The sequence below is a fragment of the Janthinobacterium longum genome (genome assembly GCF_051380735.1).
Taxonomy (GTDB): domain Bacteria; phylum Pseudomonadota; class Gammaproteobacteria; order Burkholderiales; family Burkholderiaceae_D; genus Janthinobacterium.
Window position 1 is genome coordinate 120,943 of the sequence record NZ_JBNYXQ010000011.1, and the last position, 21,443, is coordinate 142,385.

Genomic DNA, 21,443 nt, shown 5'->3' on the forward strand with positions numbered 1-21,443 from the left:
AGGACTTGCCGTGCTGATCGCCTTTCTGATCTTTCTCGCCACCCTGAGCCTCGTTATCTGGCAGCCACGCGGGCTCGGTATCGGCTGGAGCGCTACCGCTGGCGCCATCGTCGCGCTGCTGGCCGGCGTCATCCATGTCGCTGATATTCCCGTGGTCTGGCACATCGTCTGGAACGCGACCGGCACCTTCGTGGCGGTGATCATCATCAGCCTGTTGCTGGACAAGGCAGGCTTCTTCGAATGGGCGGCGCTGCATGTTGCGCGCTGGGGACGCGGCAGCGGCAAGCGCCTGTTCGTGCTGCTGGTTCTGCTGGGCGCTGCGGTGGCTGCCTTGTTCGCCAACGATGGCGCAGCGCTGATCCTGACACCGATCGTGATCGCCATGCTGCGGGCGCTGCGCTTTTCAGCCAAGGCTACACTTGCGTTCGTGATGGCGGCCGGCTTTATCGCCGACACGGCCAGCCTGCCGCTGGTGGTGTCGAATCTGGTGAACATCGTTTCGGTCGACTATTTCAACATCGGCTTCGCGCGCTATGCCGCCGTGATGGTGCCGGTGAACCTGGTGGCCGTTGCCGCGACCTTGGGCGCCTTGCTGTGGTTCTTCCGCAAGGACATCCCGGCAAACTACGACCTGGCGCAGCTGAAGGCGCCTGGCGAGGCGATCCATGATCGCGCCACGTTTGTCACCGGCTGGTGGGTGCTGGTCCTGCTGCTGGTCGGCTTTTTCTGGCTGGAGAGCCTGGGCGTGCCGATCAGCGCCGTCGCTGCGGCAGGCGCCGTGCTGCTGCTGGCGGCGGCCGCCCGCGGCCACCGGATTGCGACCCGCGAAGTATTGCGCAATGCACCCTGGCAGGTGGTGGTTTTCTCGCTGGGCATGTATCTGGTCGTCTACGGTTTGCGCAATGCAGGCCTGACCGACTACCTGACCGGCGTGCTGAACGCCTGTGCAAGCTATGGTGTGTGGGGCGCTGCCCTGGGCACCGGCTTGATTACCGCGCTACTCTCGTCAATCATGAACAATATGCCTACCGTACTGATCGGCGCCTTGTCGATCGATGCGACGACGTCGCAAGGCGTGGTGCGCGAGGCGATGATCTACGCCAATATTATCGGCAGTGATCTCGGCCCGAAAATTACGCCGATCGGCAGCCTGGCCACGCTGCTGTGGCTACATGTTCTGGCGAGCAAGGAGATTCAGATTTCGTGGGGCTACTATTTCCGCGTCGGCATCGTGTTGACCTTGCCGGTGCTGTTGCTCACCCTGGCCGCACTGGCCGTGCGCCTGTCTTGAAAAAGGAACTGTCATGACCGTCATTATCTACCACAACCCCGATTGCGGCACGTCGCGCAACACGCTTGGCCTGATCCGCAATGCCGGTATCGAGCCTGTCATTATTGATTACCTGAAACACCCGCCTGACGCGGCCACACTGATCGACCTGATCGTGAAGGCTGGGCTGACTGTCCGTTCGGCCGTTCGGCAAAAAGGCACGCCTTTCATGGAGTTGGGCCTGGATTCGCCAACCATCACCAATCAGGCCCTGGTCGAGGCGATGGTTGCCCATCCCATCCTGATCAACCGGCCGTTTGTGGTGACGGCGCTGGGCGTGCGGCTGTGCCGCCCGTCCGAGCTGGTGCTCGATCTTCTGCCGCAGCTGCAGCGTGGTGCGTTCACCAAGGAAGACGGTGAGCGTGTGATTGACGAACATGGACAACGCATCACCCATGGATAAGATTGCCGACCTGCCCAATATCAATCCCGAACAGCTTGATCTGCCGACCCTGGACCGGCTCGCCCCGGTCGGTGAGCTGACGCATCGGCCGCGCATCCTGATGCTGTACGGCTCGCTGCGCGAGCGCTCCTTCAGCCGCTTCCTGACCGAAGAGGCGGCACGCATCCTGCAGCACTTCGGCGCCGAAGTGAAAATCTTTGACCCAAAGGAACTGCCGATGGCCGGCAGCGTAGCGGAGGACCATCCGAAAGTGGTGGAACTGCGCGAACTTTGCCTGTGGTCCGAGGGCCAGGTCTGGTGCAGTCCGGAGCGCCACGGCACGGTGACGGCCGTCCTGAAAAATCAGATCGACTGGATCCCGCTCGAGATGGGAGCGATTCGTCCGAGCCAGGGCCGCACCCTGGCGGTGATGCAGGTATGCGGCGGTTCACAGTCGTTCAACGTGGTCAATACGCTGCGCCTGCTTGGCCGCTGGATGCGCATGTTTACCATCCCTAACCAGTCCTCGGTACCGATGGCCTACAAGGAATTCGACGATGCCGGCCGCATGCGTCAGTCCGCTTACTATGATCGGGTAGTCGATGTCATGGAAGAGTTATTCAAAATGACGCTGCTGTTGCGTGGCCGGACCGACTATCTGACAGACCGCTACAGCGAGCGCAATGAACGGGCGATGAAAGCGATTGACGCGGCCATCAAGCGAATTTGAATGTCCATCAGGAGAGCTGCATGATAATCCGCGAGGCCAAAAAAGACGATTCGACAGCAATCGTGGCGATCTACAACCACTTCATCGTCAATACGGCCATCACTTTCGAGGAACAGGCCATCACGCCCGGCGACATGGCGCAGCGCATCGCTGACGTGCAAAACAGTGATCTGCCCTGGCTCGTTGCCGAGCACGACGGCGTCGTTATCGGATACGCTTACGCCACCAAGTGGCGCGTACGCCATGCCTATCGCTTCTCGGTCGAGAGCACGGTGTATCTGGCGCCGTCGCATGCAGGCAAGGGGATCGGCACCCTGCTTTACAAGGCACTGCTCAAGCGCCTGAGCGAACAAGGCTATCATCTGGTCATTGGCGGCATCGCCCAGCCCAATCCCGCCAGCGTCGCCCTGCACGAGGCGCTGGGATTTCAGGAAGTGGCGAAGTTCAAAGAGGTCGGTTTCAAGTTTGGCGATTGGGTCGATGTCGGGTATTGGCAGTTGATGCTTTCAGCACCTGTGAGAGACGAAGCTACCTGACTGGATGGCGTTTCCCCTTGTGAAACCGTACTGCGGACTTCATGTCTTGACACCTACTCGCGATTAGTTGAGTTAACTGTGCCGCAGACAGGCATAAAATCCTGCACACCTCTTTCTTGCTCGAGGGTGAAAGGCGAGGACCGCCATCACCAATCAGCGGCAATACGCGGTTGAGGACTTTCGGCAAAGGTTGCGAGCAGTGCCACTGCCTGACAGAAACGCACAAGTTGAATGCGTGGATGCATTCATTGCAGACGCCGCGCAACCCATATCGTTATACACAAGTCGGCAGGCGTCTCACGCGCCGCCCTGAAAGTCGTTAACTTTCAAGGACTTACCTGAGGGGCTTGTAAACTTTGCCTAGATCGCGTTTACTCTTTGACTTTGGGTGACGCATTGGCCAAGGTATCGAGCCGCTGGACGGAGCAAGAGTTTGCTGGACTGGACTTGGGCGATGCTCGCCTCGACAAACGAGCGAGAACACTGATGGAACGATTTACGGCAAAGCCGACGGCGAGCATTCCCGAAGCCTGCGACAGTTGGAGCGAAACCTGCGCGGCCTACCGCTTTCTCGGCAACGAGGATGTGTCTTGGGAGGCCATCCTGGCCCCGCATTGGGAGCGCACCCGCGAGCGCATGCAGGCCCATCCTGTCGTGCTGTGCATCCAGGACACGACCGAACTCGATTTCAACGGCCAGGAAGCGGAGGGGCTTGGGCCGCTGAACTATGAGGCACGGCGCGGCATGTACCTGCATCCGACCTACGCCGTCACGCCGACACGCGAACCTCTCGGCGTGCTCGATGCTTGGATGTGGGCGCGCGCGAAGCGCGGCAAGGACGGCGTGCGTCCCGGACAGAAAGAAAGCGCGCGCTGGATCGAGGGTTACGAACGCGTGGCCGAGATGGCCGCGACGTTGGCCGGCACACGGCTGGTGTACGTGGCCGACCGCGAGGCCGACGTGGTGGCGTTGATGCGTCGCGCGCGTGACTTGGACACGCCGGCCGACTGGCTGGTGCGCGCCACACGCCGCAGGCTAGTGATCCGTCAGCGTGGAGGCGGAAGGCGGTCCCTCCGTCCAAGACGCCAACTCAGGGTGAAGTGGACCACGTAGCGCGGGTATCGTGCGTTTTGACTTGGGCCAAGGTAACTGATGACTGGACTTGCCCCGGATGCCATCGCCGCAAGGTGCAGACAGTTAGGCCGTCGAATCAGTTTCCTTGGGCGTTTGTACTGTCGAGCAAGGAAATGGCATGTCCTTCCGCGAAGTTCGGTACTGCGTCCGAAATCATCTGTTCTGATTGTGGCTTAGCTGCGGTCGCGCTAGGAAAGGAGGCACTCGCCTTGGCGGGGTATCCTTCGACTAATCAGCGGCCGTCAACGCTGATCTCGACGGAGGTGCTGAACCAAATTGTCATCGCAAAAAGTCACTCCCGTCACCGCTTCAATAACGCGCTTGCGGACTCAATCGTCAGGAAATTGACGCTTGAGCTGTGCGCGCAAGATGCAGGGGACTTTGATGAGGAAGATTTCTAGGCCATCAGCCAAGTCCAAAACGCGCCGCCAGCAATGAGTACGATCATGCCGAAGAACGCGAACAAGACCAATGCCGCGATTGCCTTGCGATAGGCGTACCCTACGCAGAACAAAAAGAAGCCAACGAACACGTAGACCAGCTTGGCTGTCGTCGTATGAACCATGAAAAAAGGCAAGGTATCGATTAGCCTGAATAGCACATAGACACCAATGGCTGTGAACGCGGTCGGCACGGCGATGTCCATAAACTCGCCGCTGTGGGCGTGCATCTCCTTGCTTGAGTGCATGGTTCTGCCGATTTTGTACCAAGCCATTGCCGTGGCCTCCATAGAACGAATGGTGTCATATTATCCTATTTTGGGATAATTCGGCGGAGGTGGTCACATAGCCGGATGAAATCCATCCACGATCCGCGCTACGGCCAACTCGTTGAGCGGCTGATCGCGCTCAGGGAGGAATTCGGCGTTACGCAAACAGAACTAGCAGGACTGCTCAACAAGCAGCAGTCCTACGTCGCCAAAGTCGAGAATTTTGACCGACGGCTCGATGTGGTGGAGATCGCCGACTGGCTGACTGCCTTGCGCACATCGCCGCAAATTTTCATGGCGGAAATCGACTGGTGGAATTAGGAGCGCCAGCCGGAGTGTTCGGCGGGCAAGGTTGTCGCGATCCGGCTCGCCGGGGGTGCTCAGCAAATTGAGCCGTACGTGCTTTTCCCGGTCGGCACATCAAGCCCGAAATAACACGAATACCCGCTGTCCTTCGTGTAGACGCAATCAACGTCACCTCTGCGCCGCTCTCGATAGTCCGCAGCGGAGCTGCACGCATCGTCCTTCTTCACATCCGGCCCGATCTGATTGAACAGGTCTTTTGCAAACTGGCCCTTGAACATGAACGCGACCTTCCGGTCCTTCGGCGTCGGCGCTAGCTTCTCCGATAAGGTTCCCCCGTAGACTTGATAGTTGCCATTGAGAGGCTTCTGTCCGTACCACTCTTCTTCCTTTTTTTCGGCCGCTTGGGCCAGCGAAAAGATCGAGAGCGCGACGACGATACCTACGGTTTGGACGTTCATGGGCGCTCCCTGATTTCAAGGTGGATGTGATCGTCGTGGCCCCTCCAAGACCGGACGCGGCCTATCGCCTGTTGCACCTTGTCGTCGTTGAAGAAGACTTTCGTAACCATCGGGTGCTGCACGAAAAGACGAATCAGCTTGATGGTGGCGTCGCGGTCATAGACCGCGTCGAAGCGCGACACCTGCGCTCCCGGCCCCACGAGTTTGTCCTTTCGCACGGGCCGGATATCCATCTCGACTCCCTTTCGGTGACTCTTGTGGTCATCGTATTCAAGCCCGCCAGCGATACTTATATTTCCGATACCGAACCTCCGGTCATCAATGGCTTGCCACTCGCGCTCAATGTAGAAGATCAGGGATAGCAGGTTGGGGTGGGCATACTGCGCAAGGTGGCCCGTATTCGGCCTATGCCCCACGTTACCGTAAACGTAGTAGCCCGCGTCTTCGGGTGCTTGGGGCAGAATGAAGTAGCCGCGTGTATCCTTTGGTTGGACTTCCAGCATGGCCCGCTCCCTTACGCGCACTTGTTGCAAGCAAGGTCCCACCCACCAGCGGTGTTGCCACCAGCGCCGCCGCCGATCTTTTGTTGCGTGTATTTCCACTTTACCTTGGAGAATCGCAGCCCGATGTCGTCGTGCAGCAGGCCGCCCTCGCTCGCCACTTGATCCATATTGGCGATCATGACGTTCTCCAACTCGACCTCGTAGTATTTCACCGGCTTGCCATCGCCATCGGCCCGCATGAATTCGAGCTTAGCCTTGGGGATAGTCTTACCCATCGAGCATACCTGCATCAGAATTGGTGAAGCAATATCGACGAGCTTGGAGATCGAAATGGACCGGTGCTCGCACCGCTCGGCGGTGTGGCCGCCACCGGTGGATGCGGTCGCGCTTCTGGGCTGCGTCACGCCCATATGCGCCGACGTGAGCTCGATCCAGCCCTGATGCGCCGAGTCCGCCGACTCCCCCTTGATTCCATCGATTTGAAGGTATGCGTCAATTGCCATGATGTCTCCAGATAGTGAGTGGGATACCTCGGTAATTGTCGCCCAGCCACACGCGCCAGAAATTGCTGTCAAGCAAAGTTCGTTCGCGGCGGATGCCAGAAAACAATGGGGGAATTGCGGTGGCACGTAGTACGTCAGCGCCGTCACGAAAGCGGCCCACGGACCTCCTTTCCATTTCGTCTTGGCCTGCGGAACGATCTGTCGTGTAGATGCACCGGGCCGCTGGGGTTTTCAGAATTCACGTAGAAAATTTCTGTCTGCGAAAATCCATGCATGCGCATTTCAATCTCAGTCGTCGCGATCTTCTGTTGACGGCCGCCATCGCCCGGCCACTTGAGTTGGCCGCTTGTGATCAGTTGGGTCAGCTTCGCAGGAGACATTTTAAGAATCGTACACACCTCGCTTTTGCTCAGGTGGGAGAGTCGTGAGTCGCCCGCCCCGATCTGAGCGAGCGGAAACACATGGCTGATAATTTCTTCCGCAAAGAGAATCAGCGTGCGTCTACCTGACAAGAACGGCAGTAGTTGAACGCGCGGACTCATGACCGGAAGGCGCTGTACCACTTGAGTAACGACATGCTCGAACGCGGCCACGTCTCCTCGAAGAAAAGCGATGGCAGCGCCAAGTCGGGCGTACTCGATGGCTGGACTATCGTCCAATCCATCGAAGCGTTCCAGCGCAGTCCAGAAATCGAGCACGGTGTTCAGTGCAGTGGTCTGATTGGATTCCAGCAAATGCCGAACCGCGACCATAGAATCGACATTGATTGTGGGACCGTGCATCGTCAGCAAGGAAGCTCGGCATCGGTTGCATCGTGTAAGCTCGCCGCGCCCAATGGATGGTGCATGCCCGCAATCGAGGCAACGATCAATCAAAAGACATTCGTGGCTGACGCAAGCCGAGAAGGGACGAATCTGCCACTGTTGCCGCCAGTACGGATGCTCTGCTAAGCACTTAGAACAAAATACGTTCGCGTCGTCGCGGCGAAAGCACTGATCCAATATTGTCATCGAGCGGTAGCGGCGCGGCGAATTTCTCGATGTGCCAACGCGCTCAATCGCACGCGCAGCCGCATCCTCGCCAAGGCCGATTGCACGCGTGATTTGTCGATACCGTTCGCGATCAATTAAACAGGCTTTCAAGGACGGTTCGTTTATTCTTATTCCAGTTCCCGACAACAACTGGTAGACGTTGGTGTGGCCGTTCGCCTCCGCCGTCCTAATTAACACGCTGGCGGCGGTTTCATCATCGAAGACAATAGGTCTGTTTGGTAACAGAACTTGTTTCATGACACTCCCCGCAAAGCGGTCGCCAACGTGCCGGGCGACATCCGAAAAGGATTTGCTCGGCACAGGCTGGCGTGGGCGGTGATGCCTCTTTCCCACGCTGTCGCAAAGTCTTCAAGCGTGACGTCGCTGGCACCCGCCTTGAGGGCTTCCAAAATGCTTTCCTTGATCAATGACATGACGAATGCAGGACTCCCACCTGTGGCGGCGTACATCTGGTGCATCGGGTGCATTTGATCGAATCGTGGAAACGCGGTGAGTTCGAGTTTTTGCATCGCATGCAAGGCCAACTATGTGTCGCCGGATATCCGATTATGCGTCGCAAATATCCCGGTATGCGTCGCGCGACGGACATTGCGTCTTGACCGTAAGCGTCGTCCCACCGCCGTCTACCCTTGAACATCGCACGATGCCATGATTGAATTTGGGACACAAATTGGTTGTGTCCACAAATTTATTTATGGACACAATAATTCAACCAGTTACACCCAAGGCGAAACGCGGGCCATATCGCCGTCACAGCGATGAATTCAAGCGTGCCGCTGTGGCACGTACGCAAGTCGATGGCGCCTCCGTCGCGCTGATCGCCCGCGAACTCAAGATCAACACCAATCAGTTGTTCAGTTGGCGCAAGCGTTTCGGTGACCAGGCGCTTGCTGGCGGCAATGCGCCAAGCCAGCTGGTGGCCGTCACAGTGCTCGACACTGCGCCTGCCAGCGCAGCGGTCGCCAGCACCGTCCCCGGCGTGATCGTGCTCAGCATGGGCCATGTCCAGCTGCGTCTGGAGGGCCAGGTGGACGCAGCGACGCTGACACTGCTGCCATGATCGGCTTGCCAGCAGGTACCAGGATATGGCTGGCAGCCGGCGTCACTGACATGCGTGCCGGCATGAACGGGCTGGCTGTCAAGGTGCAAGCGGCGCTGGCCGAAGATCCGTTCAGCGGCCACGTGTTCGTGTTTCGGGGGCGGCGCGGCGACATGCTCAAGGTGCTGTGGTGGAGTGGTGATGGCCTGTGCCTGCTGTCCAAGCGGCTTGAGCGCGGCCGCTTCGTCTGGCTGCAGGCCGCTGATGGCAGTGTCGCCCTGACGCAGGCACAGCTATCGATGCTGCTTGAAGGCATAGACTGGCGTCGGCCAGAGCGCACCTGGCGCCCGACAGCGGCCTTGTAAACGTCACGAACCTCGCGTAAACTCGGCCCATGCTCAACCCTGCCGACCTGCCCAACGACATCGATGCCCTGATGGCATTGCTGTGGGCACGCGAGGTCGAAGTGGCGGGCTTGAAAGCGCAGTTGAATACCCGCGCCGCCGAGATCGAACATCTGAAATTGCAAATTGCCAAGCTGCGGCGCATGCAGTTTGGCCGCAAGTCCGAAAAACTCGACCACCAGATCGAACAACTGGAGTTGCAGCTCGAAGACTTGCAGGCCGATGACGCCGAGGCCAAACGGGAAATGCCGGCAGTAGACCAGGCGCCGCGCAAACGGGCGACACGCAAGCCTTTGCCCGAGCATCTGCCGCGTGATGTGCAGCGCTATCTACCTACCGATGAGGCCTGTCCGTCTTGCGGCGGCAAGCTGCATCAACTGGGCGAGGACGTGGCCGAGCAACTCGAGTTCGTGCCAGCGAGCTTCCGCGTGATCCGTCACGTGCGCCCGAAACTAGCCTGCGGCTGCTGCGACGCCATCGTGCAGGCGCCGGCCCCAAGCCGGCCGATTGCGCGCGGTATCGCCGGTCCCGGCCTGCTGGCGCATGTGCTGGTGGCCAAGTTCGCGGATCACCTGCCGTTGTACCGGCAGTCGGTGATCTACGCACGCGAAGGTGTCGAGCTGGAACGGGCCCTGCTGGCCAGCTGGGTCGGCGCTGCCAGCGCGCTGCTGCGCCCGCTGGTCGAGGCCATTCGTCAACACGTACTGGCCGGCAGCAAACTGCATGCTGATGACACGCCGGTACCCGTACTCGCGCCTGGCAACGGCAAAACCAAAACCGGGCGCCTGTGGACCTATGTGCGTGATGATCGGCCAGCTGGCGACAACACGCCTCCGGCAGTGTGGTTTGCCTACTCGCCTGATCGCAAAGGTATCCATCCGCAAAGCCACCTGGCCCAGTTCAAGGGCGTGCTGCAAGCCGATGCCTACGCCGGCTTCAACGCGCTGTACGAAAACGGCGATATCCACGAGGCAGCCTGCTGGGCGCACGCACGGCGCAAGTTCCACGACTTGCATGCCGCACGGCCATCGCCGCTGACCACCGAAGCGCTGCGCCGGATCGCCGAGCTGTATATGATCGAAGCCGCAATCCGTGGCAAACCGCCGGACCAGCGTAAGTCAGTGCGGCAGACAGAAGTATGCCCTTTGCTCGATGACCTGGAGCGCTGGTTGCGCACGTCTCTGGAAAAGCTGTCGCGCAAGTCGGACACGGCGGCGGCGATCCTGTATGCGCTAAACCTGTGGCCGGCGCTGACGCGCTACTGCGACAACGGCGCCATCGAGATCGACAACTCGGCCGCCGAACGGGCGCTACGCGGTATCGCCATCGGCCGGCGTAATTACCTGTTCGCCGGCGCGGACAGTGGCGGGAACGGGCTGCGGCGATCTACTCGCTGATCGGCAGCGCCAAGCTCAATGGTGTCGACCCCGAAGCCTGGCTGCGCCATGTGTTGGCCAACATCGCCGACCATCCGGTCAACCGGGTTGACGCCTTCCTGCCCTGGAACTGCGCCGCGCAGCTCCCCTCTGCTTAACAATACGCCGCTTCCCAGCAGTGTGAGGCCATCATCTAGCAAATTAACATCCGGCTCAAGACGGCGCTGGCTTTACGCTTACTCTTGACCTTGCCTGTATACAAGTCTAATATTAATGACTCAAAAGTAAGTTACCCGGAATCGCATATGGAAGTCCCGATGGATAGCAAGCCGCGCTGGGAGCGGCGCAAGGATGCGCGACCGCAGGAATTGCTGGCCGCCGCGCTGGACCTGTTTGTCGAACGGGGCTTTGCTTCGACGCGGCTGGAAGACGTGGCCAAGCGGGCCGGCGTGTCGAAAGGTACTTTGTACCTGTACTTTGAAAACAAGCAGGAGCTGTTCAAGGCGGTGGTGCGCGACAATATCGTGGATTCGATCGGCGAGGCGGAAAACAGCATGGCCGCGTCGGCCGCCAGCAGCGGCGAGCTGTTGCACAGCCTGATGATGCAGTGGTGGGAAGAGTTCGGCGCCACCAAGCTGGGCGGGCTGACCAAGCTGATGATGGCGGAAACCAACAATTTTCCCGAGCTGGCGCAGTTTTACAATGAAGAAGTGGTGCAGCGCGGCAATGCCCTGATTGCCAGTCTGGTTGAGCGCGGCATACAGCGCGGCGAGTTTCGCCCGGTCGATCCGGTGCTGGTCAGCACCATCCTGTGTGCGCCGATGAACATGCTGATGATGTGGACGCATTCCTTCCTGCCGTGTGATGTGAATGACATCGATCCCATCGCCTACCTCAATACCTTTATCGACATGAGCTTGCGCGGACTGCAGGTGACGCCACCCGTGAGCGCTTGAGCCACAGGCAATGTTACCGTTCAGTTACGCCTTTGCAAGGTTCACCCCCCCAAATCTGCAGATCGTCGCAAATTTCCTCCAACGCCCCTCTTTATGGTTAACATGTGCTTTCAGCCAGTTCAACGATAAAATGGCGGATTATTACTTCACTTACCGAGTCCAAAGATGAATATCGAACAAGCCCGCTTCAATATGATCGAACAGCAAATCCGTCCCTGGGACGTATTGGATATCGACGTGCTGGAGCTGTTGAATGTGGTCAAGCGTGAAGATTTCGTCCCGGCTGCCTACAAGAACCTGGCCTTTATCGATACCGAAATTCCACTGGGTGGTGGCGAAAGCATGTTCACGCCCAAGCTCGAAGCACGCATCTTGCAGGAAGTTGCCGTCAAAAAGCACGAAAACGTCCTGGAAATCGGTACCGGCAGTGGCTATATGGCCGCCTTGCTGGCGCACAAGGCGCGTCATGTGCTGAGCGTGGAGATCCAGCCGCAAGTCAAGGAGCAAGCCGAAAAGACCCTGGCTGCCAATGGCGTGACCAATGTCACCGTGACCCTGGGCGATGGCGCGCAGGGTTGGAGCACGGGTGCGCCGTACGATGTGATCGTCATTTCCGGCGCGCTGCCGGTGCTGCCTGAGGCGATTTTGCAACAGGTCAAGGTGGGTGGCCGTATCCTGGCCATTATCGGTGAAGCCCCGATCATGTCGGCGCACCTGATCACGCGCACTTCCGACAAAGCCTACGACACGCGCAAGGTATTTGAAACCAGCGTGGCGCAGTTGCAAGCCGTGCCGCCGTCGCACTTCCAGTTCTGAAGCGGCGAGGAATTGATGGAGATCCTGAGCGCACCGCAGCTGGCCGCCTGGCTGGCTGATCCTTCCCGTCCGCGCCCCGTGCTGCTCGACGTACGCGAACCGTGGGAATTCGAGCTGTGCCGTTTGGACGACGCCACCTTGATGCCGATGAACTCGATCCCGGCGCGCATCGACGACCTCGATGAAGAAGCCGAGATCGTCTGCATCTGCCATCACGGCGCGCGCAGCATGCAGGTAGCGGCCTTTTTGGAGCGCAATGGGTTTGGCAAGGTCAGTAATCTGACGGGCGGCATGCACGCCTGGGCGCTGCAGGTCGACGCCAGCATGGCAAAATATTAAGTAGTTCTTGTAGACGCAATCCCGGGCCCGTGCAGTGCGCAGGCCCGAGGAGGCCTGCACCCGTCTTCCCCGGAGGGCCGGCAGGCAGGCAGCACCCGATTCTTGTATCCATCAACTTTTGACGACTCCCACGGAGAAATGCAATGCGGAAACCCCTTATCGCCGTACTGATGACCAGCGCCTTTGTCTCGATGACATGCTCGCTGCAAGCACAGGCGGCCGATCTCATCCAGGTCTACCAGCAGGCGCTGGCCAATGACGCGCAGTATGCCAGCGCGCGCGCGGCGCTGTCGGCAGGGATGGAGAGGGTGCCGCAGGGCCTGGCCGGCTTGCTGCCGCAGGTGTCCGCCTCGGGCAGCAATACGCGTGGCGATAACGAACTGATCACGCAAAACCCGGGCGGCAACAAGATCACCTCGCCATCGGTTAACGTGCGCACCAACACGTATAACCTGACCCTGGCCCAGCCGCTGTTCCGCTGGGACCGCTGGCAAACCTACCAGCAAAGCAAGCTGGCGCAAGCGATTGCCGAGGCCCAGTTCGCGCAGGTGCAACAAGATCTGATCACGCGTGTGGCGCAGGCGTATTTCGACGTGCTCAGCGCGCAAGACAATCTGGGCGCGACACAGGCGCAAAAAGTGGCGACCACCGAGCAGCTGGCGTCGGCCAAGCGCAATTTCGAGGTCGGTACGCAAACCATTACCGACACGCATGAAGCGCAGGCTGCGTATGATCTGGTGGTGGCGCAGGAGTTTGCCGCCATCAATGACCTGGCCAACAAGCGCAGCGCCTTGCAAACGATTATCGGCGAAGCGCCGGCGAATTTGTCGCCGATGCGCGCCGGCGTGGTGCTCAGCGCGCCGCAGCCGGCCACCATCGAACCGTGGGTCAGCTCGGCTGAAGAGCAGAACTTCGGCGTCGTCACGGCCCAGTTCAACGTCGAGTCCGCCAAGCGCGATATCGCCCGTAACCGCGCCGGCCACTATCCGACGCTGGACTTGGTCGCCAATGCCGGCCACACCTATACCTCCGGTGGCGGCTCGGGTAGCGGCAACAACAACAATGCCATCGGCGTGCAGTGGAGCATTCCGATTTTCAGCGGCTTTGCCGTCACCAGCCAGGTGCGCGAGTCGATTGCACTGGAAAACAAGGCCCGCAACGACCTGGAAACGGCGCGCCGTTCGGCCTCGCAAAATGCGCGCCAGGCTTTCCTCGGTGTCAACAGCGGCATGGCGCAAGTAAAAGCGCTGGAAGCGGCTGAAGTGTCGAGCAAGTCGGCACTGGAATCGAACCAGCTTGGCTACCAGGTGGGCGTGCGCATCAATATCGACGTTTTGAATGCACAGAAACAATTGTTCTCGACCCAGAAAGACCTGTCGAAAGCCCGCTACGACACCATCATGAACGGCTTGCGCCTGAAGGCCGCCGCCGGCACGCTGAAGGAAACCGACCTGGTGCCTGTTAACGCCTTGCTTGATCGTTAAGGGAATTTGACCTTCAAAAAACCAGCGCCTGCGCTGGTTTTTTTTCGTCAGGCGGCGCGGCTTGCTGCCATTTGCGTGACTACGACGCCGGCCACCACCAGCGCCGCCCCCAGCCAGTGCAGTGGCGTGATGTGCTTGCTGGCAAAGCCCAGCAGCCCGTAGCGGTCGATGGCCAGCGCGGCAAGCACCTGGCCGCCGATCACGGCCGCCATAAAGGGGCCGGAACCCATGCGCGGCGCCAGCATCAGTGCGGCCGTGATGTAGAACACGCCGGCCGCGCCGCCGAGCCAGGTCCAGCCCGGCGCACGCAGCGATAGCGCTACCTCGGGCGCCGGTACGCGCATCACCAGCATGACGAATGATGCGAGCACGGCGCTGACGCCGAGCGACGCCATGGTGGCCCACAGCGGGTGGCCCAGGTTGCGGCCCAGTGCCGCATTGGCGCCGGCCTGGAACGGCACGACGGCGCCGGCCAGCATGGCCAGCGGGGCAAATAAGGTGATCCATCCTTGCATGATTAACTCCCTCTCTCAACTTGATGGAGGTATCGTATTATTATGTGAACCTAAAATCCAATTCACACTTTGTCATCAAAACATGCACCATATGAATAATCTAAGGGCTGTTGACCTGAATCTGCTGGTGGTTCTGGAAGCGTTGCTGGACGAGCGCCATCTGTCGCGTGCCGCCGTGCGCCTGCATATGAGCCAGCCGGCCGTCAGCCATGCGCTGGCGCGGCTGCGTCATCTGCTCGGCGATCCGCTGCTGCTGCGTGGCAAGGGTGGTTTCCAGCCGACGGCGCGCGCGCTGGCGCTGGCGCGGCCACTGGCCGAAGCCTTGCAAAACGTGCGCTCGGTGCTGGGTGGCGCGGTGTTCGATGCCGCCAGCACGCAGCGTGTGTTTCGCCTGGCGATGTCGGACTACGGCGCGGCACAGGTCTTGCCGGCCTTGCTGCACCGCTTGCGCACGGAGGCGCCCGGCATCGATCTTGCCATCAGCTACGCCAGCCGGCCGGCCATGCTGGCGGCCTTGCAGGATGGCGAGATCGACCTGGCACTGGGCGTATTCGCGCAACTGCCGCATCAGTTGCACAGTGATATTTTGTTCGAGGAAAATTTTATCTGCGCGATGGATCCGGCCAGCCTGGCGCCCGGTGAAACTTTGAACCTCGACACCTACCTGGCGCGCCCGCATGTGCTGGTGGCGTCCAACGATGGCGGCATGGCGGGGGAAGTCGATGCGGCGTTGGCCAAGCTGGGCAAGACGCGGCGCATCGCCGTGCGCTTGCCGCACTGGACGGTGGCACCGGCGTTACTGAAGGGAACAGATCTGGTGCTGACGGTGGCGCAGCGCGCCGTGCCGTCACGTGCAGGCAATGATTTAATACTGCAGGCGCCGCCATTCGTGATTGCGCCATTTGCCTTCGAGCTGGTGCGCCATCAGCGCACCGAAGGCGATGCCGGCATCGCCTGGCTGCGCGCGGCGATTGCCGCCGCAGTGCAGCCAGCTTGATGACAGTGACAGCTACAGTCCGCCGCCCTGGCCGTCGAACTTGCGTTCGATCAGTTCGATCTTGTAGCCGTCCGGATCGGTAATAAAGGCGATCACGGTGGTGCCGCCCTTGACCGGACCCGGTTCGCGCGTGACGTTGCCGCCATTGCTGCGCGCCGCATCGCAGGCGGCGACGATATCGTCTGCCGAGATGGCGATATGCCCATACGCCGTGCCCAGATCATAGCTGGCGGTGCCATAGTTGTAGGTCAGCTCCAGTTCCGCGTGATCGGGGTTCGAGCCGTAGCCGACAAAAGCCAGCGTGTACTGGTATTCCGGGTTGTCGCTGGTGCGCAGCAGCTTCATGCCCAGCACCTTGGTGTAGAAATCGATGGAGCGCTGCAGGTCGCCGACCCGCAGCATGGTGTGCAAAATACGCATCTGTTATCCTGAATAATGGTGGTGAATGGCAGGATTCTAGGCGTTTTATCCGGTTTGTGCAGAATGCCGCTCCCGCCGCGCATTGCAAGGCAGCGTGAACGGCGCCTGGTGCATTCCGGCAGGCTTATTCCAGCGTGGCGTCAAGCGTGATATTGGCCACCAGCAGTTTCGATACGGGGCAACCCATCTTGGCGCGCAATGCCGCATCCTGGAACACCGCATCGGTGGCGCCGGGAACCGTCGCCACCAGCGTCAGGTGGACCGCGGTAATCGCGTATTCGCCATCGACCTTGTCGAGGCTGACCTGGGCCGTGGTTTTCAGGGCCGTGGCCTTCAGGCCTGCTTCGCCCAGCTTGCCCGACAGCGCCATGGTGAAGCAGGCTGCATGGGCGGCGCCGATCAGTTCTTCGGGATTACTGCCCGGACCATCTTCGAAGCGCGTGTTAAAGCCATAGGCTATATTTTCAAGCGCCCCGCTCTGGCTGGAAATAAAACCCTTGCCATCCTTGAGACCGCCACTCCAGACGGCTGATCCTGATTTCTTCATGAGGTGCTCCTTGGTGTGGTTCAAATAACCATGATGCGCGAGGCTGCACCATGGTTCCGTTCGCTGCGTCACACAGGGCGCATGCCGCATGCCTATTGCGAGCTGGTCACGCGCCAGACCACATTGCCCACATCGTCGGCCACCAGCAGCGCGCCTTCCTTGTCGACAGCCACGCCGACCGGACGGCCCTGGGCATTGCCCTTGCGGTCGAGGAAGCCAGCGACGAAATCCTGCGGTGGACCGGACGGCTTGCCATCGGCAAACGGCACGAAAATCACCTTGTAGCCACTGAACGGCTTGCGGTTCCACGAGCCATGCTGGCCGATAAAGGCGCCGCCTTGATAGCTTTCGGGAAACAGCTTGCCGTCGTAAAACGCCAGGCCCAGCGAGGCCGTATGGGCGCCCAGTGCATAATCCGGTGCGATGGCCTTGGCCACCAGCTCGGGGCGTTGCGGCTTGACGCGCTTGTCCACGTTCTGGCCGTAATAACTGTAGGGCCAGCCGTAGAAACCGCCATCCTTGACGGACGTCATGTAGTCGGGCACCAGTTCGTCGCCGATCTCATCGCGTTCATTGACGGCCGTCCACAGCGCCTTGCTGCTAGGCTGCCAGGCCATGCCGTTCGGGTTGCGCAAACCGCTGGCAAAGATGCGCGGCTTGCCAGTGGCAATTTCGTACTGCCAGATCGCCGCGCGGCCTTCTTCGGCGCCCATGCCGTTCTCGGCCGCATTGCTGTTCGAGCCAACCGAGACATATAAATACTTGCCATCAAGGCTGGCCACCACGTTCTTGGTCCAGTGGTGATTGATGGGGCCGCCTGGCAGGTCCATCACCTTGACGGGTTTTTCCGTGATCTCGGTCTGGCCTTCTTCGTACGGTACGCGCACCAGTGCATCGGAATTGGCGATATACAAGTCCTTGCCGACCAGCGCCATGCCGAATGGCGAATTGAGACCCTGCATGAACACCGTGCGCGTCTGCGCCACGCCGTCCGCGCCGACGCCGCGCAGCAGAGTAATGCGGTTGGCTGTCGGCGTGCCCGCACCGGCTTTCTTCATGGTCATCTTCATGATCTTGCCCTTGATGCCCTTGCTGTCTTCGGGCTTGGGCGGGGCATTGCTTTCGGCCACCAGCACATCGCCATTCGGCAGCACGTAGACCCAGCGCGGATGGTCGAGGTCGCGTGCCAGCGCATGGATGGCAAAACCGGCGGCCACCGTCGGTTTGGCGTCGCCAGCCCAGCGTTCCACCGGCGCCACTTGCACCGTCGGGATCAATTGTTTCGATGGGGCTGGCAAGGTCGGGTTGGCGCCGAAGCCGGGCGGCATGGCTTGCGCCAGGGCCGTACCGGTGCTGGCAAGTGCCGTCACGGCAGCTATTGCAAGCAGGGAAACGCGCAAGCGCGTGGTGGGGAAGGGCATGGCAGGCTCCGGGTCAGGTTTTGCGGATGGCGTCGGACGACAGATCGGGATCGGGCCTGGCCTGGCCAGGTGGGGCCGGCTTGACCTTTTCCACGCCGGGCCCGTTGCGCAGGTCGGTATCGACCAGGCCTTGCTCGAGGTCGCTGGCGGCCTGCTTCATGATGTCGCGCGGCTTGACGTTCTGCGCATCGGGCGACTCGTCGCGCTCGTGCGGCAGGCGGTCCATGCCATCGTTTTTTACTTTCTCATCGGTATTGATCTTGCGCTCGCTGTTGCGTTCGGTAACCATAGGGCCTCCTGAAATCAAAGAAATGACATGCAGCCAGTGTCCCTGTGCCGGGCGTACCACGCAAGCGCGTTTCCCGGCCGAGGGCGCGCTGGCGCACGCAGGGGCGCATTTTTTCTTCTCCCTTGCGCCGTCCATCCCGATTACACTGCATGCACGACTTACCGAACGCCCCTTGCAGCCGGCCCCTTGCCGCACTATACTGTGAATATATACAGTATTTCGCGGTAGTGGCGTGCTGATCGCGACAGCCTTGGGGCGACTTGCCACCGAATTCATTTGCCGAGATTTTTATGCCCGTCGAACACCACGCCGATCTTCCGCCAGCACCGCCGCCAGCCCCGGGTTCCAGTTTCAATATGGGGCCCAAGACCATTGCGCTGGTGGTTCGCCAGAATACCGACGGCATTGCCGAGCCCGTCAACAGCATCATCGGCTTCCTGCGCGGCCTCGGTCATACTGTTGTGTTCGAAGCGGAAACGGCCGCCCATCTGGACGTGGCCGGCGTGGCCGCCATGTCGGCCGCCGAGATCGGCGCTGCCGCCGACTGCGCCATCGTCATGGGCGGCGACGGCACCATGCTGGGCATAGCCCGCCAGCTGGCGCCCTATGACGTACCCTTGATCGGCATCAATCAGGGCCGCCTGGGTTTCATGACCGATATACCCCTCGACCGCATGCTGCCCGTGCTGGCCGATATCTTGCGCGGCAATTTCAAGGCCGAGCGCCGCACTTTGCTCGAAGGCAGCGTCATGCGCGATGGCAATGCAATTCATGTCGGCATGGCCGTCAACGACGTGGTGGTTGCGCGCGGCGCCGGTGCCGGCATGGCTGAACTGCGGGTCGAAGTCGACGGCCATTTCATGTACAACCAGCGCTCGGACGGGCTGATCATTTCCACCCCGACCGGCTCGACCGCCTATGCGCTGTCGGCAGGCGGGCCGCTGCTACACCCCACCCTGGGCGGCATCGTGCTGGTGCCAATTGCGCCGCACGCCTTGTCGAACCGGCCCATCGTGCTGCCCGATTCGAGCCAGATCGTGGTGGAAATCGTGCGCGGACGCGATATCAGCGTGAATTTCGACATGCAGACTTTTGCCAGCCTGCTGCAGCAAGACCGCATTCTGATACGCCGTTCGCCACACACGATTACTTTCCTCCATCCCGAAGGCTGGAGCTATTACAACACCCTGCGCGAAAAGCTGCACTGGAACGAGTATCCGTCCGGCGAGGGCAAACTCGTTTAAGCGCATTGACTTTTACGCCAACCCACGCCACCTACGCCAACCCGCGGTCTTCCGTCCGATTGCCGCCCAACCATTGAAGCCATGCTCCATACACTGTCCATCCGCGATTTTGTTATTGTCGATACCATCGAGCTGGAGTTTGCTGCCGGCTTCAGCGTGCTCACGGGCGAAACGGGCGCTGGCAAGTCCATCCTGATCGATGCGCTGACACTGGCGCTGGGCGGGCGCGGCGACGCCAGCGTGGTGCGCGAAGGCGCGGCCAAGGCCGACATCACGGCCGACTTTTCCGTCAGCGAAGTGGCGCAAGCCTGGCTGGTGGCCAATGAATTTGCCAACGAAGACGGCGGCGCCCTGATGCGCCGCGTAATCGACAATGCTGGCCGCTCGAAAGCGTATATCAACGGCATCGCCGCCACCGCTGCGCAACTGCGCGAGCTGGGCGACCTGCTGGTCGACATCCACGGCCAGCACGCGCATCAGTCGCTGCTGAAAAGCGACGCGCAGCGCGCCCTGCTCGACGGCCAGGCAACAGCGCGCGAGGCCGGTGTGGAACAGGACGCGCGCCAGGTGGGGCTGCTCCACAAACGCTGGCGCGCGCTGGTACGCCAGCGCGAAGAATTCGAAACCAATGCCGCCAATGTGCTGTACGAGCGCGAACGCCTGGAATGGCAGGTGGGGGAACTGGAAAAGCTGGCTGCCAAGCCCGGCGAATGGACCGAGATCACCAACGAGCACAGCCGCCTGTCGCACGCTGCAAGCCTGCTTGAAGGCGCGCAGGAAGCGCTGTCTATTATTTCCGAAGCGGAAGAACACCCGGTGATTTCCCAGCTGGCCACCCTGAACCAGAAGCTGGGCAAGCTGGTGTCGGTCGATGCCGAACTGCAACCCATCGTCGATCTGATCGAATCGTCGCGCATCCAGTTGCAGGAATCCGTGTATGCGCTGAACAACTACCTGGACCGGGTCGAACTCGATCCGGACCGCCTGCACCAGCTCGACGCGCGCATGGAAGCGATACACAGCACGGCGCGCAAGTTCCGCGTCACGCCAGAAGAATTACCCGAAGAACACGCGAAACTGTCGGAAAAGCTGCAGCACCTGGCCGACGCCAGCGATATCGAAGGCTTGCGCCGCCAGGAAGAAAAGATCGAAGCGGAATACCGCGAAGTGGCGCAGCGCTTGTCGGCCACGCGCCGCGCCGCTGCGCTGGAACTGGGCCTGGCCGTCACGCGCGCCATGCAGGAACTGAGCATGACGGGCGGCAGCTTTGATATCGCCCTGAATCCCTGCGAGCCGACCGCGCATGGCCTGGAGCAAGTGGAATTTTTGGTCGCCGGCCATGCGGGCACGGCGCCCAAGCCGCTGGCGAAAGTGGCTTCCGGCGGCGAACTGGCGCGCATCGCGCTGGCCATTTCCGTCATCACCTCGCACGCCACCACCACGCCAACGCTGATTTTCGACGAAGTGGACAGCGGCATCGGCGGTGCCGTGGCCGAAGTGGTGGGGCGGCTGCTGAAGCGCCTGGGGCAGGGCCGGCAAGTGCTGTGCGTGACCCACTTGCCGCAAGTGGCCAGCCAGGCGAACCAGCATTTCCAGGTGGCCAAAGGTACCCTCGACAACGGCAAGACCGCCTCGCGCATCGATATGCTTGATGCCAAGGGCAGGGTGGAAGAGGTGGCGCGCATGCTCGGTGGCCTGGAAATCACGGCCACCACGCGCAAGCATGCCCGAGAACTGCTCGCGACGTAATCGAAGCCGGGGTCACCCCCGCAGCCGACAACGCAAGCCTCTGAGCTAGCGGCATTGAGGGTCTTATATCTTGAAAATTGTGTAAATTACGATTCACGGACACGTCAGCCTGCAGGGTCTGTGGGAGAAAATCCCGAGGGTCAGCCTACGGCGGCGTGTCCGATTCTATTAGCCCGAACAGTTGTCAGGGGGAGAACCCCGGAC

At 60.6% G+C, this 21,443-nt stretch carries 25 protein-coding genes and 2 pseudogenes; 16 read left to right on the top strand and 11 right to left on the bottom strand.

The window, feature by feature from the left end; genetic code table 11:
• Positions 1–10 precede the first annotated feature (10 nt).
• From ACQ4WM_RS22125 to ACQ4WM_RS22145, 5 genes and pseudogenes are all read left to right on the top strand, one after another.
• The gene (locus ACQ4WM_RS22125) at positions 11–1,291 is read left to right on the top strand and encodes an arsenic transporter (protein WP_436548807.1); all 1,281 of its coding nucleotides are present in this window, start codon (positions 11–13) and stop codon (positions 1,289–1,291) included.
• A gap of 13 nt (positions 1,292–1,304) precedes the next feature.
• Complete coding sequence (gene arsC / locus ACQ4WM_RS22130; protein WP_436548808.1) at positions 1,305–1,733, top strand: arsenate reductase (glutaredoxin); 429 nt, start codon at positions 1,305–1,307, stop codon at positions 1,731–1,733.
• Positions 1,726–2,442, top strand: a complete 717-nt coding sequence (gene arsH / locus ACQ4WM_RS22135; protein WP_436548834.1) for an arsenical resistance protein ArsH — start codon at positions 1,726–1,728, stop codon at positions 2,440–2,442. The genes arsC and arsH overlap by 8 nt, the downstream gene beginning before the upstream one ends.
• 20 nt (positions 2,443–2,462) lie before the next feature.
• Positions 2,463–2,978 (top strand): arsinothricin resistance N-acetyltransferase ArsN1 family B, encoded by a 516-nt coding sequence (locus ACQ4WM_RS22140; RefSeq protein ID WP_436548809.1) that lies wholly within the window; start codon positions 2,463–2,465, stop codon positions 2,976–2,978.
• 384 nt (positions 2,979–3,362) lie between these two features.
• A pseudogene (locus ACQ4WM_RS22145) lies at positions 3,363–4,013 on the top strand (IS4/Tn5 family transposase DNA-binding protein); the annotation flags it as partial.
• 496 nt (positions 4,014–4,509) lie between these two features.
• Here the strand turns inward: ACQ4WM_RS22145 and ACQ4WM_RS22150 are convergent.
• Complete coding sequence (locus tag ACQ4WM_RS22150; protein WP_436548810.1) at positions 4,510–4,827, bottom strand: hypothetical protein; 318 nt, start codon at positions 4,825–4,827, stop codon at positions 4,510–4,512.
• A gap of 78 nt (positions 4,828–4,905) precedes the next feature.
• Between ACQ4WM_RS22150 and ACQ4WM_RS22155 the strand changes: the two genes are divergently transcribed.
• Positions 4,906–5,142 carry a helix-turn-helix domain-containing protein gene (locus ACQ4WM_RS22155; protein WP_436548811.1) on the top strand — a complete coding sequence of 79 codons (237 nt, stop codon included), beginning with the start codon at positions 4,906–4,908 and terminating at the stop codon, positions 5,140–5,142.
• 59 nt (positions 5,143–5,201) lie between these two features.
• Here the strand turns inward: ACQ4WM_RS22155 and ACQ4WM_RS22160 are convergent, their stop codons facing one another.
• From ACQ4WM_RS22160 to ACQ4WM_RS22180, 5 genes are all read right to left on the bottom strand, one after another.
• Positions 5,202–5,585: a hypothetical protein gene (locus tag ACQ4WM_RS22160; RefSeq protein WP_436548812.1), complete on the bottom strand. Its 384-nt coding sequence runs from the start codon at positions 5,583–5,585 to the stop codon at positions 5,202–5,204.
• Entirely contained in the window at positions 5,582–6,088 is a 507-nt protein-coding gene (locus ACQ4WM_RS22165) for a M74 family metallopeptidase (protein WP_436548813.1), read from the bottom strand. The genes ACQ4WM_RS22160 and ACQ4WM_RS22165 overlap by 4 nt, the downstream gene beginning before the upstream one ends.
• Before the next feature lie 11 nt (positions 6,089–6,099).
• A complete protein-coding gene (locus tag ACQ4WM_RS22170) occupies positions 6,100–6,591 on the bottom strand; it encodes an Hcp family type VI secretion system effector (protein WP_436548814.1) in 492 nt (163 codons plus the stop codon).
• A 143-nt stretch (positions 6,592–6,734) separates the two neighbouring features.
• The gene (locus tag ACQ4WM_RS22175) at positions 6,735–7,880 is read right to left on the bottom strand and encodes a TniQ family protein (RefSeq protein ID WP_436548815.1); all 1,146 of its coding nucleotides are present in this window, start codon (positions 7,878–7,880) and stop codon (positions 6,735–6,737) included.
• Positions 7,877–8,152, bottom strand: coding sequence for a hypothetical protein (locus tag ACQ4WM_RS22180; RefSeq protein WP_436548816.1), 276 nt, complete (start codon positions 8,150–8,152; stop codon positions 7,877–7,879). The genes ACQ4WM_RS22175 and ACQ4WM_RS22180 overlap by 4 nt, the downstream gene beginning before the upstream one ends.
• A 185-nt stretch (positions 8,153–8,337) precedes the next feature.
• On the opposite strand from ACQ4WM_RS22180, the gene ACQ4WM_RS22185 reads away from it, so the two are divergent.
• The 7 genes and pseudogenes from ACQ4WM_RS22185 to ACQ4WM_RS22215 all read left to right on the top strand — a co-directional run bounded on the left by ACQ4WM_RS22185 (position 8,338) and on the right by ACQ4WM_RS22215 (position 14,057).
• Positions 8,338–8,703, top strand: a complete 366-nt coding sequence (locus ACQ4WM_RS22185) for a transposase (protein ID WP_436548817.1) — start codon at positions 8,338–8,340, stop codon at positions 8,701–8,703.
• The gene (tnpB, locus tag ACQ4WM_RS22190) at positions 8,700–9,047 is read left to right on the top strand and encodes an IS66 family insertion sequence element accessory protein TnpB (protein WP_436548818.1); all 348 of its coding nucleotides are present in this window, start codon (positions 8,700–8,702) and stop codon (positions 9,045–9,047) included. Before ACQ4WM_RS22185 ends, tnpB begins: the two co-directional genes overlap by 4 nt.
• 71 nt (positions 9,048–9,118) lie before the next feature.
• Positions 9,119–10,620: pseudogene (tnpC, locus tag ACQ4WM_RS22195) on the top strand (IS66 family transposase).
• A gap of 147 nt (positions 10,621–10,767) precedes the next feature.
• Positions 10,768–11,418: a TetR/AcrR family transcriptional regulator gene (locus ACQ4WM_RS22200; protein WP_436548819.1), complete on the top strand. Its 651-nt coding sequence runs from the start codon at positions 10,768–10,770 to the stop codon at positions 11,416–11,418.
• Positions 11,419–11,583: 165 nt separating this feature from the next.
• Positions 11,584–12,234: a protein-L-isoaspartate O-methyltransferase family protein gene (locus ACQ4WM_RS22205; protein WP_436548820.1), complete on the top strand. Its 651-nt coding sequence runs from the start codon at positions 11,584–11,586 to the stop codon at positions 12,232–12,234.
• Between the two features lie 15 nt (positions 12,235–12,249).
• Positions 12,250–12,573: a rhodanese-like domain-containing protein gene (locus ACQ4WM_RS22210; RefSeq protein ID WP_436548821.1), complete on the top strand. Its 324-nt coding sequence runs from the start codon at positions 12,250–12,252 to the stop codon at positions 12,571–12,573.
• A 143-nt stretch (positions 12,574–12,716) separates the two neighbouring features.
• Positions 12,717–14,057 (top strand): TolC family outer membrane protein, encoded by a 1,341-nt coding sequence (locus ACQ4WM_RS22215; protein ID WP_436548822.1) that lies wholly within the window; start codon positions 12,717–12,719, stop codon positions 14,055–14,057.
• Positions 14,058–14,104: 47 nt separating this feature from the next.
• On the opposite strand, the gene ACQ4WM_RS22220 is transcribed toward ACQ4WM_RS22215, so the two are convergent.
• Complete coding sequence (locus tag ACQ4WM_RS22220) at positions 14,105–14,572, bottom strand: DMT family transporter (RefSeq protein WP_436548823.1); 468 nt, start codon at positions 14,570–14,572, stop codon at positions 14,105–14,107.
• Positions 14,573–14,663: 91 nt separating this feature from the next.
• Between ACQ4WM_RS22220 and ACQ4WM_RS22225 the strand changes: the two genes are divergently transcribed.
• Positions 14,664–15,569 (top strand): LysR family transcriptional regulator, encoded by a 906-nt coding sequence (locus tag ACQ4WM_RS22225; protein ID WP_436548824.1) that lies wholly within the window; start codon positions 14,664–14,666, stop codon positions 15,567–15,569.
• Between the two features lie 12 nt (positions 15,570–15,581).
• Here ACQ4WM_RS22225 and gloA read toward each other — a convergent pair whose 3' ends face one another.
• The 4 genes from gloA to ACQ4WM_RS22245 all read right to left on the bottom strand — a co-directional run bounded on the left by gloA (position 15,582) and on the right by ACQ4WM_RS22245 (position 18,246).
• Positions 15,582–15,989 (bottom strand): lactoylglutathione lyase, encoded by a 408-nt coding sequence (gloA, locus tag ACQ4WM_RS22230; RefSeq protein ID WP_436548825.1) that lies wholly within the window; start codon positions 15,987–15,989, stop codon positions 15,582–15,584.
• A 124-nt stretch (positions 15,990–16,113) separates the two neighbouring features.
• On the bottom strand, positions 16,114–16,536 hold the full coding sequence (locus tag ACQ4WM_RS22235; protein WP_436548826.1) for an OsmC family protein: 423 nt from the start codon (positions 16,534–16,536) through the stop codon (positions 16,114–16,116).
• Positions 16,537–16,628: 92 nt separating this feature from the next.
• Positions 16,629–17,957, bottom strand: coding sequence for a PQQ-dependent sugar dehydrogenase (locus tag ACQ4WM_RS22240; RefSeq protein WP_436548827.1), 1,329 nt, complete (start codon positions 17,955–17,957; stop codon positions 16,629–16,631).
• A 13-nt stretch (positions 17,958–17,970) separates the two neighbouring features.
• On the bottom strand, positions 17,971–18,246 hold the full coding sequence (locus ACQ4WM_RS22245; RefSeq protein ID WP_436548828.1) for a hypothetical protein: 276 nt from the start codon (positions 18,244–18,246) through the stop codon (positions 17,971–17,973).
• A 356-nt stretch (positions 18,247–18,602) separates the two neighbouring features.
• Here ACQ4WM_RS22245 and ACQ4WM_RS22250 point away from each other — a divergent pair, with 356 nt between their 5' ends.
• A complete protein-coding gene (locus tag ACQ4WM_RS22250) occupies positions 18,603–19,490 on the top strand; it encodes an NAD kinase (protein ID WP_436548835.1) in 888 nt (295 codons plus the stop codon).
• A gap of 81 nt (positions 19,491–19,571) precedes the next feature.
• Positions 19,572–21,239 carry a DNA repair protein RecN gene (gene recN / locus ACQ4WM_RS22255; protein WP_436548829.1) on the top strand — a complete coding sequence of 556 codons (1,668 nt, stop codon included), beginning with the start codon at positions 19,572–19,574 and terminating at the stop codon, positions 21,237–21,239.
• The last annotated feature ends 204 nt before the right edge of the window (positions 21,240–21,443 follow it).